Annotated in this window: 15 protein-coding genes; 12 read left to right on the top strand and 3 right to left on the bottom strand. The window is 59.6% G+C overall.

Going from position 1 to position 15,482, the window contains the following annotated elements; translation table 11 throughout:
- Positions 1-50 precede the first annotated feature (50 nt).
- The 9 genes from NX84_RS05425 to NX84_RS05385 all read left to right on the top strand — a co-directional run bounded on the left by NX84_RS05425 (position 51) and on the right by NX84_RS05385 (position 7,922).
- Positions 51-710 (top strand): 50S ribosomal protein L25/general stress protein Ctc, encoded by a 660-nt coding sequence (locus tag NX84_RS05425; RefSeq protein WP_039674625.1) that lies wholly within the window; start codon positions 51-53, stop codon positions 708-710.
- Positions 711-815: 105 nt separating this feature from the next.
- The gene (gene pth, locus NX84_RS05420; RefSeq protein ID WP_111689397.1) at positions 816-1,355 is read left to right on the top strand and encodes an aminoacyl-tRNA hydrolase; all 540 of its coding nucleotides are present in this window, start codon (positions 816-818) and stop codon (positions 1,353-1,355) included.
- A gap of 5 nt (positions 1,356-1,360) precedes the next feature.
- Entirely contained in the window at positions 1,361-2,236 is an 876-nt protein-coding gene (locus NX84_RS05415; protein WP_039674621.1) for a fumarylacetoacetate hydrolase family protein, read from the top strand.
- Between the two features lie 84 nt (positions 2,237-2,320).
- Positions 2,321-2,743 carry a PepSY domain-containing protein gene (locus NX84_RS05410; protein WP_231913691.1) on the top strand — a complete coding sequence of 141 codons (423 nt, stop codon included), beginning with the start codon at positions 2,321-2,323 and terminating at the stop codon, positions 2,741-2,743.
- 48 nt (positions 2,744-2,791) lie between these two features.
- Positions 2,792-3,688 carry a polyphosphate kinase 2 gene (ppk2, locus tag NX84_RS05405; protein ID WP_039674619.1) on the top strand — a complete coding sequence of 299 codons (897 nt, stop codon included), beginning with the start codon at positions 2,792-2,794 and terminating at the stop codon, positions 3,686-3,688.
- A gap of 30 nt (positions 3,689-3,718) precedes the next feature.
- On the top strand, positions 3,719-4,924 hold the full coding sequence (locus NX84_RS05400; protein WP_039674616.1) for a sensor histidine kinase: 1,206 nt from the start codon (positions 3,719-3,721) through the stop codon (positions 4,922-4,924).
- Positions 4,905-5,576, top strand: a complete 672-nt coding sequence (locus tag NX84_RS05395) for a response regulator (protein ID WP_039674614.1) — start codon at positions 4,905-4,907, stop codon at positions 5,574-5,576. The genes NX84_RS05400 and NX84_RS05395 overlap by 20 nt, the downstream gene beginning before the upstream one ends.
- A gap of 86 nt (positions 5,577-5,662) precedes the next feature.
- Positions 5,663-6,406, top strand: coding sequence for an ATP-binding cassette domain-containing protein (locus NX84_RS05390; protein ID WP_039674612.1), 744 nt, complete (start codon positions 5,663-5,665; stop codon positions 6,404-6,406).
- Positions 6,399-7,922: an ABC-2 family transporter permease gene (locus tag NX84_RS05385; RefSeq protein ID WP_039674610.1), complete on the top strand. Its 1,524-nt coding sequence runs from the start codon at positions 6,399-6,401 to the stop codon at positions 7,920-7,922. Before NX84_RS05390 ends, NX84_RS05385 begins: the two co-directional genes overlap by 8 nt.
- Positions 7,923-8,089: 167 nt before the next feature.
- Here NX84_RS05385 and NX84_RS05380 read toward each other — a convergent pair whose 3' ends face one another.
- On the bottom strand, positions 8,090-9,544 hold the full coding sequence (locus tag NX84_RS05380; RefSeq protein WP_039674609.1) for a glyceraldehyde-3-phosphate dehydrogenase: 1,455 nt from the start codon (positions 9,542-9,544) through the stop codon (positions 8,090-8,092).
- Positions 9,545-9,609: 65 nt separating this feature from the next.
- Positions 9,610-10,593 (bottom strand): nitronate monooxygenase, encoded by a 984-nt coding sequence (locus NX84_RS05375; RefSeq protein ID WP_039674608.1) that lies wholly within the window; start codon positions 10,591-10,593, stop codon positions 9,610-9,612.
- A 37-nt stretch (positions 10,594-10,630) separates the two neighbouring features.
- On the opposite strand from NX84_RS05375, the gene pth (NX84_RS05370) reads away from it, so the two are divergent.
- The 3 genes from pth (NX84_RS05370) to NX84_RS05360 are packed head-to-tail and all read left to right on the top strand — an operon-like array spanning position 10,631 to position 13,849.
- Positions 10,631-11,296, top strand: a complete 666-nt coding sequence (gene pth / locus NX84_RS05370) for an aminoacyl-tRNA hydrolase (protein WP_039674607.1) — start codon at positions 10,631-10,633, stop codon at positions 11,294-11,296.
- A gap of 39 nt (positions 11,297-11,335) precedes the next feature.
- Positions 11,336-12,181, top strand: coding sequence for an SDR family NAD(P)-dependent oxidoreductase (locus tag NX84_RS05365; protein WP_039674606.1), 846 nt, complete (start codon positions 11,336-11,338; stop codon positions 12,179-12,181).
- Between the two features lie 24 nt (positions 12,182-12,205).
- Positions 12,206-13,849, top strand: a complete 1,644-nt coding sequence (locus tag NX84_RS05360; RefSeq protein ID WP_039674605.1) for a peptide chain release factor 3 — start codon at positions 12,206-12,208, stop codon at positions 13,847-13,849.
- Between the two features lie 14 nt (positions 13,850-13,863).
- Here the strand turns inward: NX84_RS05360 and NX84_RS05355 are convergent, their stop codons facing one another.
- The gene (locus tag NX84_RS05355; protein WP_039674604.1) at positions 13,864-15,429 is read right to left on the bottom strand and encodes an aspartate-alanine antiporter-like transporter; all 1,566 of its coding nucleotides are present in this window, start codon (positions 15,427-15,429) and stop codon (positions 13,864-13,866) included.
- Positions 15,430-15,482 lie beyond the last annotated feature (53 nt).

Genomic DNA, 15,482 nt, shown 5'->3' with positions numbered 1-15,482 from the left:
GGTCCTTCATCAGACCTTGCCGCACAACGATACTTTAAGGAGATTTACTTATGGCTTCTGAGCGCCCCGTACTCAAAGGTGAAGTCCGCTCTGAATTTGGCAAGGGCTTTGCCCGTCGCCTGCGCGTAGCCGGCCGCGTTCCGGGTGTTGTCTACGGCCACGCCGTTGACGTTCTGCACTTCTCGGTCGACCGCCTCGAGCTGACCGCTCTGATCCGTGCCAACGGTGTCAACGCTGTGTTCGAGCTGGAGCTCGAGGGCGAGCAGCACCTGGTCATGGTCAAGCACATCGACCAGAACGTCCTGACCTTCGACATCGACCACATCGACCTGCTCTCCATTAAGCGTGGCGAGAAGGTTGAGGTTGAGGTTCCGCTCACCATCGAGGGCGAGCCGGCCCCGGGCCTCATGTTCATCCAGGATGCCGACGTCCTCCTCGTCGAGTCCGACGTACTCAACATTCCGGAAGAGATCGCCGTGTCCATCGAGGGTCTCGAGGATGGCACCGTGGTCACCGCTGGCGACATCACCCTGCCGGAGGGCACCACCCTCGTGGCCGAGGAAGACACCGTCATCGTCTCCATCTCCGAGCCGGAGGTTGATGAGGACGTCGAGGCTGCCGCTGAGGCTGCTGAGGAAGGCGGCGCTGAGGCTGGCGCCGACTCCGAGGAAGGCGCTGAGGCTTCCGAGGAGAAGAAGGACGAGGAGTAAATCCTCCATCCCCTCGCCTAGCTAGCGCACCGCGCCCGCTTCCCTGCTTGTGGGAGGCAGGCGCGGTTCGCCGTTTTCGCCCACGCGCTGTTTAGAATAGGCAGCGTGACTACTTCTTCTTTCCTCGTCGTGGGGCTGGGCAACCCCGGTCCGAAGTACGCCGGTACCCGCCATAACATCGGTTTTGACGTGGCTGATGAACTGGCCCACGAGCTCTTCGCTTCTTTTTCTGTTCACAAGAAGACGAACACGGATATTGCCGAGGCACGGCGTGGGGACACCAAGGTGATCGTCGCCAAGCCGCGCAGCTTCATGAATCTCTCCGGCGGGCCCATCAAGGCCCTCGCGCAATACTTCAACGTCTCCCCTGCACGCATCATTGTGGTACACGATGAACTTGAGCTGGACTTTGGCCAGATCAAGTTGCGCCTCGGCGGCGGGGACCATGGCCACAATGGTCTGCGTTCCACGACGAAATCTTTGGGCACGAAGGACTACCAGCGCCTTTCCGTAGGAATTGGGCGCCCGCCTGGACGCATGGATCCTGCCGCCTTCGTGCTCAAGCCGTGGAGCAAGCAGGAGGCCCAGGAGGTTCCCATCATGTGCGCCGACGCGGTGGATGAGATTCTCCGCGCGTTAGACTAGCGGCTATGAAGCTCGCTACTCTCCGCACCAGTTTCGGTACCTGCGCTATTCGCATCGACGGCCCGAATGTGGGCACGGAGTTGGACTACGAGGACGTCGGCGCCCTGCTCGCTAGCCCGGACTGGCGCAAGGCGGCACAGCTGTCAGGAGAGCCCGTCGTTTTTGACACCGCCGACCTTGCCCCCGTCATTCCGAACCCGGGCAAGATCATCTGTGTGGGCGTCAACTACGCCAAGCATGCCCGGGAAATGGGCCGCGAGCTTCCTACCCAGCCCACGCTATTCATCAAGTTTCCGGAGGCACTCACTGGCCCCTACGACGATGTGTATGTGCCCGACTTTGCCACGAAGAAGCTGGATTACGAAGGCGAACTCGCCGTGGTGATAGGGACTCGCGCACACCGCGTGTCCGTGGCGGAGGCTCTGAACCACGTGGCGGGCTATGCCATCATGAATGACTACACGTTGCGCGATTATCAGCGCGCCACCTCGCAATTTCACGCCGGCAAGTCTTTCTACCGCACTGCCGGCTTCGGGCCGTGGCTCACCACTGCCGATGAATGGGCACCGGGGCGTGGCGCGCAGCTCACCACGACTGTCGATGGCGACGTCCGCCAAGACGACAACACCGATGACCTTATCTTCTCCGTGGCCGAGCTCATTGCCTTTTGTTCATCCTTGTACCCGCTCAACCCCGGTGATGTCATTGCCACTGGCACACCGGAAGGCGTAGGTTATGCGCGCGGTGCGGACGCAATGCTTGGCGATGGTTCCGTCACCCGCATCAGCATCGACGGTCTGGGCTCGATCGAGAACACCACGCGTTTTGGGGAACCGCCCACCAACAACTGTGGTGAGGGATGCACCTGCACTTCGGGCTAGACCTTTTACTAATTCTGCGAGCTACTCGACGTATCGCTACTGTAGGGAAGCATATTTCCCCGACCCTTAAGGATGAGCCTTTTTATGACTCTTCTCTCCCGTGTCATCGCCACCAGCATTGCCTTGTCTGCATCTGCAGCACTGGTCGCCTGTTCTTCAGACAAGGAGGCAGACCCAGCTCCTGCAACGACTCCTCCCCCGATGGAGACCGTCACCGAAACGCTGGCGACGACAGTGGTCGAGCAGGACGACGATGACCGTGATGACAAGACCGACGACCAGCAGGCAGAATCCGCTGATTCACTCACCGGTGACGATGCCTTGGCTGCCGCTTATGCCCATGCCGGTATGGACGCCAGCACCGTCACGGACAAGGAAGTTGAACTCGATGACGGTGACAATGGCAAGGGCCCGCACTGGGAAATTGAGTTCACGTCCAACGGCCAGGAGTATGAGTACGATGTCGACGCTGCCACTGGCGCGGTGCTCGAGCACGAGGTCGACTAAACTCCCCGCGTTTAGGCATTTTCCCAGCTAAAGGGTATATTTGAGGGTATGAGTTCAACAAAGAAGTCTCCCTCCAAACCTCCGAAGCTCGACAAGCAAGCTTATGAGGACGAGCTCAAGCGCCTCCAAGCTGAGCTCGTCGAAATGCAGCAATGGGTGGTTGAGACCGGCGCCCGCGTGGTCATCATCATGGAAGGCCGCGATGCCGCTGGTAAGGGCTCCGCTATCAAGCGTATTACGCAGTACCTCAATCCGCGTACCTGCCGAATTGAGGCACTGCCCAAGCCCACCGACCGTGAATCTGGCCAGTGGTACTTCCAGCGCTACATTGAAAAGCTGCCCACAGCAGGTGAGATCGTCATCTTCGACCGTTCCTGGTACAACCGCGCCGGTGTAGAACGCGTCATGGGCTTTTGCACCCAGCAGGAGTACGTGCGCTTCCTCCACCAGGCACCGCAGCTCGAGCACATGCTCATCGAGGATGGCATTATCCTGCTGAAGTACTGGTTCTCGGTGTCCGATGAAGAACAGATCGCGCGCTTTAAGTCTCGCCGCAACGACCCGCTGCGCCGTTGGAAGCTCTCCCCCATGGACTTGCAGTCCATCACTCGGTGGGAGGACTACTCCCGGGCCAAGGATGAAATGTTCGTTCACACGGATACCCCCTCCGCGCCGTGGTACACCGTGGAGTCTGAGGACAAGAAGCGCTCACGAATCAACGTGATCAACCACATCCTCAAGACGGTTCCCTACCAGCACGTGGAGCAGGACGTACCTGAGATCCCGAACCGACCTGAGCTCGAAGCCGAATACGTCCGCCCGCCGCGCAACGACTTTGCCTACGTTCCGGATGTCGCTGCCGACTTGGAGCGTGCCAAGGTCAACGGTGACGGCAAGAAGCAGGGCAAGAAAAACAAGTCAAAGAAGGACAAAAAGAAGAAGTAGTACTCTCTGCATGTACTACCATGGCCGTCTATGAGCTTTTCCCGCACCGCGCGCGCCTTCCTGACCTCGGTGCGTTTGGGGGACGCACTACTCTCAGGAGTCGCGGGGCTCGTAGCGGCCTTTTATTGTGCCTTGGCGGCTTCCTCCGCCGGAACAGTAGAGGTTATCGAAGCTCTCTTGTCCCTGCTGTTCATACCGTTCTTCCTCGTGTGGCGCTCGAAGCCAGTCCTAAGTGCGGCAGGCTTTTTAGTTCTTCTTTCAGCCTGGGCAGTCACGTGGATGAGCCAGCTTCCTGCTAATAGCGGCTTGCCGCCTTGGGCGTTGACCGCCCCGATGGCCGTGTACACCACCTCGCGGTACATAAACCACAGGCTACTTCCTCGGGCGATCCTCCTCATCACCGCGCTCGGAACCTTCATCTCCCCCTTCATGTGGCGGATCGATGTTGAATCCTATCTTCTCCGCTATGAGGTGGACACCCACTTCCTCGCTATGGTTGTGACTCACTGGGCGGTACTGGGAAGCACATACTTCATTGCTGCCCGCTATTTCGACCGTGATCGCCAACGAGAGACACTGGCCCGCGAGCGCTTCCACCAGGCACAAGAAGAAGAACGCCTCCTCATTGCACGGGAGCTACACGATGTCCTCGCCCATTCCCTCACCCTGATTAAGGTTCAGGCTAATGCGGGCATCGTTGCAGCGACATCGGATTCCGGCGCGGCTGAGGACGCACTTCTGTCAATCCGGGAGAACGCAGATTCCGCATTGGGCGAGGTTCGGGGAATTGTCGCTGCTTTACGCTCGCCTGGTCCCACGTCGCTGGAGCCTGCTCAACAACTCGAGCACATCGAGGGAATCCTCGAAGGCTTCCGCGTTGCAGGGCTGAAGATCGATGCAAACCTCCCCGCTTCATTTGCCGTACCGTCGTTGGTTCAGATGGCACTGGTGCGCATCATCACGGAGGGATTGACGAATGCCCTGCGCCATCAGGGCGTCGGCACGCATGTCACGGTTGAGCTTGCGCTTGACGACGCCCCCTCGCTCACCCTCACCTCCACCAATCAACACCCCTCACCGAGCAACGTTTCGGGCAGCGGCGTAGGCCTAGTGGGGATAGGAGAACGTGCTCGTTCCCTTGGCGGTCGCCTCGACTATTCCGGCGATGCTCATGTCTTTAACCTGCACGCACAAATACCCATGAAGGACACCAAAAATGCCGCACAGCAGCTCTAGAATCCGCGTCTTGTTGGCCGATGATCAAGCAATGCTGCTCTCAGCACTGTCTACTATCCTCACTGCGCAAGAAGACATCGAAGTAACGGCTACCGCTACCTCGGGAGCGGAAGCCGTAAAATCTGCACTCGCTCACCACATCGATGTGGCTATCCTCGACATTCGCATGCCCGGCATGGACGGCATTTCGGCGGCTCAAGCCATACTCGAGCGAAAGCCAGAGTGCCGCATCATCATGCTCACCACCTTTAACGATGAAGAGCTCGTAGCGCAGTCCATCTCCACTGGTGCCAACGGCTTCCTATTGAAGGATGCCGACCCAGAGGTTCTCGTGACCGCCGTGCGCGATGTGGCGCAGGGGGAATCGGTATTGGCCGCCGAGGTTACCGGCCCTGTGCTCGAGGCCTATCGCTCCGCGCTCACGCACGATAGCCTCAGCGCCCAGGAACGCCAAGGACTCAGCCTGGTAACGCGGCGCGAAATGGAAGTACTCTCATTGCTAGCCCGTGGTGCTACGAATGCGGAGATAGCCTCCGACATGGTCATCGCGGAAACCACGGTAAAAACACATGTCTCCGCGCTCATGTCGAAGCTCGCCGCACGCGACCGCGTGGCCCTCGTTCTCTTAGCCCAACGCGCTGGGGTTGCCTAATCTCCTACCACGGTAGGAGATCTCCCCGCTGAAAACCATCTTGCAGTCGGATTACTTTATGGTGCACCCCGGCGATACTGCAACCTATGAATTGCGACATCTCTTTTGAGAACATCACGAAGACTTTTGGTCAGCAACGAGTCCTCGATGGCCTCTCTTTCCGTATCACTCCTGGCCGCGTGCATGCGCTCCTCGGACGCAACGGGGCAGGAAAATCAACACTCTTTTCCATTCTTTTAGGCCTCGTGCCGGCTGACTCTGGCTCCATGAGCGTGGCTGGCCAACCATGGACACGCGATGTGCTTCGCCAGATTGGTGCTTCAGTCAACGGACCGGCTTTTTATGGCCATCTGTCCGCCGAGGCAAATCTTCGTGTTCATGCCCGGCTGCTGGGGCTTCCTGACTCTGAGATTGACCGCGTCCTCTCCATCGCTGGGCTCCGCGGCGTTGGCGCCAAGAAGGCGAAATCCTTTTCCACCGGTATGAAAGCACGCTTGGCTTTGGCACAAGCACTCCTCGGTGATCCAGAGATTCTTGTCCTTGATGAGCCTCAGAATGGCCTCGATCCCCAAGGCATCATGGAATTGCGAAAGCTGCTACAGCAACTGGCCGCGGCTGGGCACACCGTTATCGTCAGCTCCCACCAGCTTGGTGAAGTTCTGCATCTTGCACATGACATCACGGTCTTGGCCGAGGGCACGATTCGATATTCCGGTTCCCTACACGAGCTAGCACCCCGTGGCCAGTTGGAAGAGGAATTCTTCCGGCTCACGTCACCGAGCCGTGCCTCCCAAGCATCTATCTCTCGGGAAGGGGAATCACGTGACTAAGCACACCACAGCACCTCGCCCGAGTTACCTTTCTGCAGAACTACTACGCAGCCGCGGAAGTACCTTACAGTGGTTGCCTTTGCTGGCACTACCGCTGGTCATCATGACAATCATTTTCTCATCAATGGCCTCAGCACACACTGATGCCACGGGCGTCTTGGCTTGGCAGTCCTTGTTTGTTACCGGAATGTATGCCCCTCTTATTGGGCTGTTCGCTGCCATTCCAGAACGCCGCGAGACCATCACTCGCAGCGGCGGAACGCAATGGAGAAACCTCAACCCGCGTCTCGAGAATGCTGCCCGCTTTATCGTCGTCATTGTCAGCCTTGCGGTCTTCCATATTCTGAACTTTGGTGTTTCCTGGTTCGTTGTCGCTGCCCAGGGGCGCGAGAATCATGAACTTATCCTCGTAGCTGGGCTCTGCTCCTTCCTTGGCGCGCTTGGCATTGCCGGACTTTCCGCGGCCTGTACCCGTCGACTGGGCTTCGCATTAGCACTCGTGGCAGCGGTTCTGTGGCAGCTTGTCAGCATTCTTCCGAGCACTGTCGAAACAGGCAGGTGGTGGGCCTTTCTACCAGCATGGCCGCAACGGCTTCTTCTGCCCGCACTGCGTATTCATCAGAACTCGGTGCCCCTTGAGCCAAACGACCCACTATTGACCAGCAGTCCATTTCCAGCTCTCATATTGTGTGTCATCCTCGCCGTGCTTGGGTCATTAGCCGCGGTCTACACGCCGCGTCGATACCGGCCAGTATTCCCGCTGCGTTTCGCCTTCACACAGTCTACGGTGACGCGAACTAATGCCACCGTGGAAGAAGCCCAACCATGGAAACCAACGGAGCATTCCCGTGCCGCAGCGCAGTCCTCGCCGTGGTCCACATTGTTGGGGCTGCACCATGCGGCTTTTAGCCCAGCGGTGTTCTCTTGCCTGTTGCTCAGCGTTTTCACGCTCGGTTTCGTAGCACTGCTTTATCCCGCTAACTACGTCGAAGGCTTCTTTCACTTCTTTCTGCTACCGGTCGGCACAGGTATCTTGCCGGTCCTCGTTTGGCCCCGTGTAGCTGGATCATGGCCGTTGGTACATATGGAAACACGGTTCGGCGCATCCGGGATTCTCCTCTGGTTCCTGTGCATCATCGTGGCGGTATGCGCTGCCGCTTACCTGGCCAGTGCACTCGCAGGTAGCGATGTCACTGCCCAGATTTCGGCATTCCCCCTTTCAGTTGGGGTGGGCTTTGTCATCGCGGCTGTGTCACTCATTCTGATGATTCGCCTCGGCATTGTGAGTGCTATCGCCCTCACCATCGTAGGCACGATCGTCTCCATCACGTTAGGCGGCGATGTCTTGGCAGAAACCGGCCTCTGGCTCCTTGCCTTCCCGGCTTGGCCCTTGATTGCGCTCTCACCTATGCGTTATGCCATCGCTGTGGCCCTGACTGCGGTGCTCTGTGTGATTGCCGTTTTGCTTGCACGGCATCTACTCCATACGAGTGCGTTGTCACCCCGCGCGCACTGACCTATCTGACGAAAGTTGCCCGGTTCTTTCAGGCCCTACTTTTGGCAGATCGGGCAGTTGCGCGCTTGAAGCATCCTGGCAAAGCTAGGGCTCACGCCGAGCAGGAGCCTAAAACAGCGAAACACCGCCCACGCCATGCAGCGCGGGCGGTGTTCGTGTTCTAGAGCTTAGAGCTCAGAGACGTCAACGCGCTTCGGGTACACCACCGGGCGAGCGCCGGCGATGTCCTCTACGATGCGGATGACCTGGTTGGAGTAGCCGAACTCGTTGTCGTACCAGACGTAGAGCACGAGGTGCTTGCCGGAGGCAATGGTCGCCAGACCATCAACGACACCAGCGTGGGTAGAGCCGACGAAGTCGGAGGACACAACCTCAGGGGAAGCAATGTAGGAAATCTGCTGGCGCAAGTCAGAGTGCAGAGAAACATTGCGCAGGAAATCGTTGACCTCGTCGCGGTCTACTTCCTTCTCCAGCTCCAGGTTGAGCACAGCCATGGACACGTCCGGGGTAGGAACGCGGATGGCGTTGCCGGTGAGCTTGCCCTCGAACTCCGGAAGGGCCTTGGACACGGCCTTGGCCGCACCAGTTTCGGTGAGGACCATGTTCAGGCCGGCTGCACGGCCGCGGCGATCACCCTTGTGGAAGTTGTCGATGAGGTTCTGGTCATTGGTAAAGGAGTGCGCGGTTTCCACGTGACCGTGGACCACACCGTAACGGTCATTGATGACCTTAAGAACCGGGGTGATGCCATTGGTGGTGCAGGATGCGGCGGAGAGAATCTGGTCAGACTCTTCAATGTCGCTCTGGTTGATGCCGTACACGATGTTCTTGAGGTCACCTTTGCCCGGGGCAGTAAGCAGCACGCGGGCCACGCCCTTGGACTGCAGGTGCTGGGATAGGCCGTCGCGGTCACGCCAGACTCCGGTGTTGTCGACGACGATAGCGTTGTCGATGCCGTACTGGGTGTAATCGATCTCCGCCGGGTTGTTGGCGTAAATCATCTGAATCTTGGTGCCGTTGGCCCAGATGACCTCATTCTCCTCATCCACAGCAATGGAGCCGTTGAAGGCACCGTGGACCGAATCGCGGCGCAGGAGGGAGGCGCGCTTGAGAATGTCAATGTCGCCCTTCTTGCGAACAACGATGGCGCGTAGGCGCACGCCGCCGTAGGCAGCTTCGCGGGCGATGAGGATGCGGGCCAGCAGGCGGCCAATGCGGCCGAAGCCGTAGAGCACGACGTCAGTGGATTCCTTGTCCACGCCGGCACCGACGAGGTCTACCAGAGTCTCCTCGAGGTAGTTACGCAGATTATCGGAGCCGGACTCCTCAAAGCCCATGACCAGGCGGCCCAGGTCAATGGAGGCGGTGCCCAGGTTCATCGTGCACAGTTCCTTGAGGATGGGCAGAGTCTCAGCAGTGGAGAGCTCACGCTCAGCAATGCGGCGGGCGTAACGGTGAGCCTTGATGATGTCAATATCGGTCACGCCGATAAGCATGCGGCCGTAAATGGAGGTCACGACGTTGTTATTGCGGTGCAGCTGGTGGATGAGCGGGATCATCTCCTGGGCCAGCTCCAGACGTTCGTTCCAGTCCTCGTGCCCAATGTGCGCGTTTGCAGTCACGTGCTCTGTATCCTTTACTTCTCAAAGAGGGGTGTATTTCTCTGTCCAACCGTAAATATTAACTGTTAAAGATGCCCGTTTGGGCATAGTTGCGCGAGGATCTGTGCCACACTACCCCCGCTCAGTTTCTCCACGTCGGTGCCGACGAGACAGTACCCAACCTCCGCGTCATGGCGGGCGCGGCGCGGCTTCAACAACGCGTTGAGATAGGGATACACCAAGGGCAGGTCGGGGTGAGTCCGGGTGTACTCCGTTGCGAGTCCCCGGGCATAACGCCCGGAGAAAGCTCTTGTGGTCACGGTGGGCCCACCGCGCCGAAGCAATGCGCGGTTATGCTCGCTCGTACCTGCTTCCTCGCTCAGTAGGAAAGCCGAGCCGCAGCTGACCGCAGCCACACCAGGCCAGGAGAGGGCTTCAGCAACATCCGCAGCGGTGCGCACTCCTCCGGCGGCGATAAGCGGAAGGTCGGTGACCTGGTGGACGGCGCCGACAAGTTCCGCCAGCGGGCGCTGATCTGGTTCAGCAGCTGGGTCCCACGTGCCGCGGTGCCCACCGGCTTCCGGGCCCTGCACGCACAGCACGTCGACGCCCCGACTGGCAGCAACGAGGGATTCTTCCGGAGTGGTCACCGTGGTCCACGCTTCCGCGCCGACTGCGTGGATGCGCTGCACTTCCTCGTCGCTGAAGGTGCCGAACATAGACCACAGCACCGCTGCCCCACCGTCCAGCGCGGCGGTGAATTTCTCGTGCCACCCGAAGGTCAGGGGGACGTCGTCAAGCACGGCGTCCTCCTCCGCCGCCAGGGATTCCGCCGCAGCCCGTTCAGTGGCGGTAAGCTCGCGCTGTGGGGTAAAGAGGTTGACACCAAAGCACGTGCCAGCGCAGGCATCAATGGCCTCCTGCGCAGCTTTAACGGACGCACTGCCCAGCCCTAATGCACTAAAAGAACCCGCGGCTGCGGCCGCGCGAACCAGAGCCGGTGTGGTGGGCCCACCGGCCATCGGGGCAGATAAAACCGGGCAAGTGATAGTCTCAAGAAGCTTACTCATGGCCCCAGAATAAAGAACTTCCCAGAAGGGAGTAGTTGTGCCCTCCATCCGTGACTTCTTTGCCCGCCTTTTCGGCAACAGCGATACACCGTCGCCGCAGCCGGTTGCTGGGCTGGACCCGGCTGCGCTCGACGCTGAATGGCTCATCGTGGGCTTGGGCAATCCCGGCGCGAAGTATGCGGCGACTCGCCACAATGTGGGCTACATGGCTGTGGATGATCTCCTTGCTGAGGGAGGCGATGTCCTTGAGCCGGTCACGGGACACAAGCTCAGCGCCGCGCCCGTTGACGTGGACGGCACGCAGGTGCTGGCCGTGCGCTCGCACACGTACATGAATCTTTCCGGGGATCCGATTGCGCCCCTGGCTGCACGCCTCGGAGTGCCGGCGGAGCGCATTATTGTCATCCACGATGAGCTCGATTTGCCCGCCGGCAGCGTGCGTATCAAGAAGGGCGGCAATGAGAATGGACACAACGGCTTGAAGTCGCTGACTGAGCGCCTAGGAACCCGTGATTATCTGCGTGTGCGCGTAGGCATTGGCCGCCCGCCCAAAGGTGGCTCGATTCCGGATTGGGTACTCGCGCCTGTCGACGCCTCCCCTGCCTTCGATAGCTCTATCGCCACCGCTGCGGAAGCCGCACGCCTCATCGTGGCCGAAGGAATGCCCAAGGCACAGAACGAGATCCATTCGCGCGGGAAGTAAACCCGCGCGCCCGCGTGGATCGCCCTAAACTAGCGGAGTATGAGCCACGCCTTGTCATCGAACCAGGATCCACGGACCATCGTCATTACCGGCGCCTCAGACGGAGTGGGGGCCTCCGCCGCCCGCATTCTGCACAAGCGCCGCCCGCAAGACACGCTCGTACTCGTTGGCCGCAACCCGCAGAAGACACACGCAGTGGCTGAAGAAATCGATGCGCACTACCACGTGGCGGACTTCGAATCTTTGGGTCAGGTGCGTCGCCTCGCGGAGGAACTACGCCAGTACGAACACATCCATGCCTTGGGCAACAATGCCGGCGGAATTTTTGATGGCCCCTTTGCCACCGCCGATGGCTTTGAGCGCACCTGGCAGGTCAATGTGGTGGCCCCATTCCTGCTGACGTCCTTGTTGCGCGATATCTTGCGGGATAGCGATGCAACGGTGGTGCAGACTTCCTCGGTAGCAAACATGCTCATGTCCTCCTTTGATCCTGGTGACCCGAACACTTTTGAGAAATTCACCGCGGAGCGCGCCTATGGCAATGCCAAGCTCGGCGATATTCTGCTTACCCGCTACTTCGACTCCCATGGTCTGACCGCCGTGGCTTTCCACCCAGGCGTGCTCAAGACGAATTTTGCGAAGACCTCGACGAGCACAACAAACGCGCTATACTCCAGCGCCCTGGGCAAGCGCTTTGGCACGGCGGATCAGGGCGGCGAAAACCTCGCTTTCTTCCTCACTGGCACCCCGGGCATCCATTTCGAGTCCGGCGAGTACTACAACAACAAGCGCAAGCCGGGATTGCGGCGCCCAATTGCAAAAAAGCTCTCGGTGGCGCGGCGCATCTTTGATGATCTGGGCCGACAGCTCGATGTGGAGTGGTAGCACCCAGCGGCTAAACTAACCCGCATGAGTATTGCCTCCGAAGCTTCCCGCCGCCGCACATTCGCCGTCATCGCCCACCCGGATGCTGGTAAGTCCACGCTGACGGAGGCGCTGGCACTGCATGCCCACGTCATTAATGAGGCCGGCGCGGTGCACGGTAAGGGTAACCGCAAGTCCACGGTGTCTGACTGGATGGAGATGGAAAAGGACCGCGGTATTTCCGTGGCCTCCTCGGCCCTGCAGTTTGAGTACGCTCCGGAGGGCCATGAGGGCCAGCCCTACATGATCAACCTCGTTGATACGCCTGGCCACGCGGACTTCTCGGAGGATACCTATCGTGTGCTCACGGCAGTGGATGCTGCTGTGATGCTTATCGACGCCGCCAAGGGCCTCGAGCCGCAGACCCTCAAGCTCTTCCGCGTGTGTAAGGCCCGTGGCCTGCCGATTGTTACGGTGATCAACAAGTGGGACCGCGTCGGCCGCGAACCGCTGGAGCTTGTCGACGAAATCGTCAACGAAATCCAGCTGCAGCCCACCCCGCTGTACTGGCCGGTCGGCATTGCCGGTGACTTCCGCGGTCTCGCCCACGTGTCCGACGATGGTGAGGTGGACGAGTATATCCACTTCCTGCGCACGGCAGGTGGCTCCACCATTGCCCCAGAAGAACACTACGCGCCTGATGCAGCCGCGGAGAAGGAAGAAGACGCCTGGGAAACGGCCGTGGAGGAAGCCGAATTGCTGGCCGCCGACGGGGCCCTGCACGACCAAGAGCTCTTTGAGCAGTGCGTGACCTCCCCGCTCATTTTCGCCTCCGCCATGCTGAACTTCGGCGTGCACCAAATCCTCGATACGCTGTGCGCCATTGCCCCGGCTCCGCGCTCGCGCGATTCAGATCCTCAAGCCATCGAAGCTGCCGGCTCCGGTGGTGCGGCTGCCATCGATGAGGTCCGTGAGGTTACTGATGAATTCTCCGGCGTCATCTTCAAGGTGCAGGCAGGCATGGACCGCAAGCACCGCGATAACCTGGCTTTCATGCGCGTCGTCTCCGGTGAGTTTGAACGCGGCATGCAGGTCCACCACGCCCAGTCTGGGCGCAGCTTCTCCACGAAATACGCCTTGACGGTCTTTGGCCGTACCCGCGACACCGTGGACTCCGCCTTCCCGGGTGACATCGTGGGTTTGGTCAACGCCGGTTCCTTGGCACCGGGTGACACCATCTATACGGGCAAGAAGGTCCAGTTCAAGCCCATGCCGCAGTTCGCCCCTGAGTCATTCCAGATTCTGCGCGCAAAGTCTTTGGGTGATTACAAGGCCTTCCGCAAGGGCTTGGACCAGCTTGCGGCCGAGGGCGTTGTCCAAATCTTGCGCAACGATACCCGCGGTGACGCCGCCCCCGTCATGGCTGCCGTGGGCCCCATGCAGTTTGAGGTCATGCAAGCACGCATGGAGGTCGAATACAACGTGGAGACCGTCACGGAGCCCATCCCCTACTCCGTGGCGCGCCGCACCGATGCCGAGTCCGCACCAGAGCTGGGCCGCCAGCGCGGCGTAGAGATCTTCACCCGCACCGACGGTGAGCTCATCGCCCTGTTTGGCGATAAGTGGAAGCTGGCCTTCATTGAGAAGGAGCACCCGGAGCTCACCATCGAAACGCTCGTGGCGGACTAAATGCCCATAGCTAACTAGATAGTCAGCATGATGGGGATGACCGCAATCTTGACTATCTGCGCCACCACGATGGTCGCTGCGTAGCCGGTCATGATGCGGGAGTCAGAGCTCACCCCCGTGGCGTAGTTGACCACGGCTGGCTGGCCGAACATGCCCGAGATACCACCAGCGGTGCGGGTCTCCGACTGGCCAAGGAAGCGGTTCGCCACGGCGAAAATCGCGATGGCAACCACAGTGATGATGGCGGCCAGCAGCATGCACTTCACACCCATCCACGAGAATGCGGTGGAGAGGAAAGCATCACTGGAGGCAAGGCCCACTGAGGCCAGGAAGATAACGAGGCCCCACTGCTGGAAGGCAGTGTTGATGGAGGCCGGAACCTTCCACGGCACGCGACGGGTGCGGTGCAGTGCGCCAAGAATGAGACCGGTAATGAGTGGGCCAAGCGCGAAGCCCAATTCAAAGGACGCGCCGCCCGGCATCGGGACAACGACGAGTGCCAAAAGGTAGCCCAAGAACAGGCCGCCGCCCACAGCGATCCAGTTCAGCTCCGAATAGCCCTGAACCGAGTTGCCAAAATAGTTGCGGATATCGCCCAGATGGTCCTGGTCCACAATGATGTCGATACGGTCGCCGGAATCGAGGTGTGTATCAAAGCTGGCGAGGAACTCCTCATCACCGCGGTGGATACGGATAATGCGGCCACCATAGCGTTTAAACAGGTCAAGTTCCTCGATGGTGCGCCCGGCAATATCTGAGTTCGATACCACGACGTTCTCAATGACAAGACGCTTATCGATGAAGGGAACCTGCGGCTGGCGCTTACCTAGGGCAGCCGTAAGCTCATGTTTCTTCGCCTTCGTCACGAGGACGCGAAGGATATCGCCTTTGCGAATCTCCGGGTGGTCACCGGCTACAGTCCTCGTATTCCCGCGGCGAATCGTGGCGATGACGAATTGGTCCTCGAAGCGTTCCAATAACTCGTCGTAGGTGATGTTCTTCGTCACGCGAATAGTACGGGAGCGGAAGATTTCCTCGGCAGAATTGTCCTTGTCTTTCGACCCCGGCCAGGACTGTTTCAGCAGTACCGCCACGAGCAGAATGGCGACGGCAACGCCGACCGGATATCCCAGGGAATAGCCCACGGCTGGCAGCTCTTCACCTGTCTGCTGCTGGGCAACGGCCAGTGACGCGGTCGAGGTCGTCGCACCCGAGAACACGCCAACAGAGGCCAAAGGTGACAGCCCAAGCCAACCGCCTGCGAGCAGTGCCACAGCCGCGGCCGCAATCACGGCGATCGCCGCGGTGATCATGTGCTTGAGCTGTTCGGAGAATCCCTTGAAGAATCGCTCACCGGCAGACAAACCTTGCATGTAGATGAAGAGACCAAGGCCCATCTCCTGCAAGCTGCTGAGGATTGTGCCATCGAGCTCAATGAAGGCGCCGAAAGCCAAACCAACGAACAAGGTACCCGCCGCACCAAAGCGCAGCGGGCCGAAGGGAATCATGCCAAACAGTGTGCCGAGCAATGCAATGAAGAAGATGCTCAGCCAAATATTTCCATCAAATAGTGCCAACACGGTCTGTCATTCTAGGAAACTGCACAGAAAAAGCCATGTGGCCGACATGTGCT

Origin of the sequence: Corynebacterium minutissimum, assembly GCF_000805675.1 — a bacterium.
In the GTDB taxonomy this organism is placed as follows: domain Bacteria; phylum Actinomycetota; class Actinomycetes; order Mycobacteriales; family Mycobacteriaceae; genus Corynebacterium; species Corynebacterium minutissimum.
Note: the sequence above shows the minus strand (reverse complement) of the source record. Positions and strands in the feature narration are given on the sequence as shown.

What these genes read in the sequence shown, in the direction of transcription:
- NX84_RS05390 (WP_039674612.1), top strand. Translation starts at nt 5,663, where the DNA reads ATGAATTGCGACATCTCTTTTGAGAACATCACGAAGACTTTTGGTCAG.
- NX84_RS05410 (WP_231913691.1), top strand. Translation starts at nt 2,321, where the DNA reads ATGACTCTTCTCTCCCGTGTCATCGCCACCAGCATTGCCTTGTCTGCA.
- NX84_RS05375 (WP_039674608.1), bottom strand. Translation starts at nt 10,593, where the DNA reads ATGAGTAAGCTTCTTGAGACTATCACTTGCCCGGTTTTATCTGCCCCG.
- NX84_RS05425 (WP_039674625.1), top strand. Translation starts at nt 51, where the DNA reads ATGGCTTCTGAGCGCCCCGTACTCAAAGGTGAAGTCCGCTCTGAATTT.
- NX84_RS05415 (WP_039674621.1), top strand. Translation starts at nt 1,361, where the DNA reads ATGAAGCTCGCTACTCTCCGCACCAGTTTCGGTACCTGCGCTATTCGC.
- NX84_RS05400 (WP_039674616.1), top strand. Translation starts at nt 3,719, where the DNA reads ATGAGCTTTTCCCGCACCGCGCGCGCCTTCCTGACCTCGGTGCGTTTG.
- NX84_RS05395 (WP_039674614.1), top strand. Translation starts at nt 4,905, where the DNA reads ATGCCGCACAGCAGCTCTAGAATCCGCGTCTTGTTGGCCGATGATCAA.
- NX84_RS05365 (WP_039674606.1), top strand. Translation starts at nt 11,336, where the DNA reads ATGAGCCACGCCTTGTCATCGAACCAGGATCCACGGACCATCGTCATT.
- NX84_RS05360 (WP_039674605.1), top strand. Translation starts at nt 12,206, where the DNA reads ATGAGTATTGCCTCCGAAGCTTCCCGCCGCCGCACATTCGCCGTCATC.
- ppk2 (WP_039674619.1), top strand. Translation starts at nt 2,792, where the DNA reads ATGAGTTCAACAAAGAAGTCTCCCTCCAAACCTCCGAAGCTCGACAAG.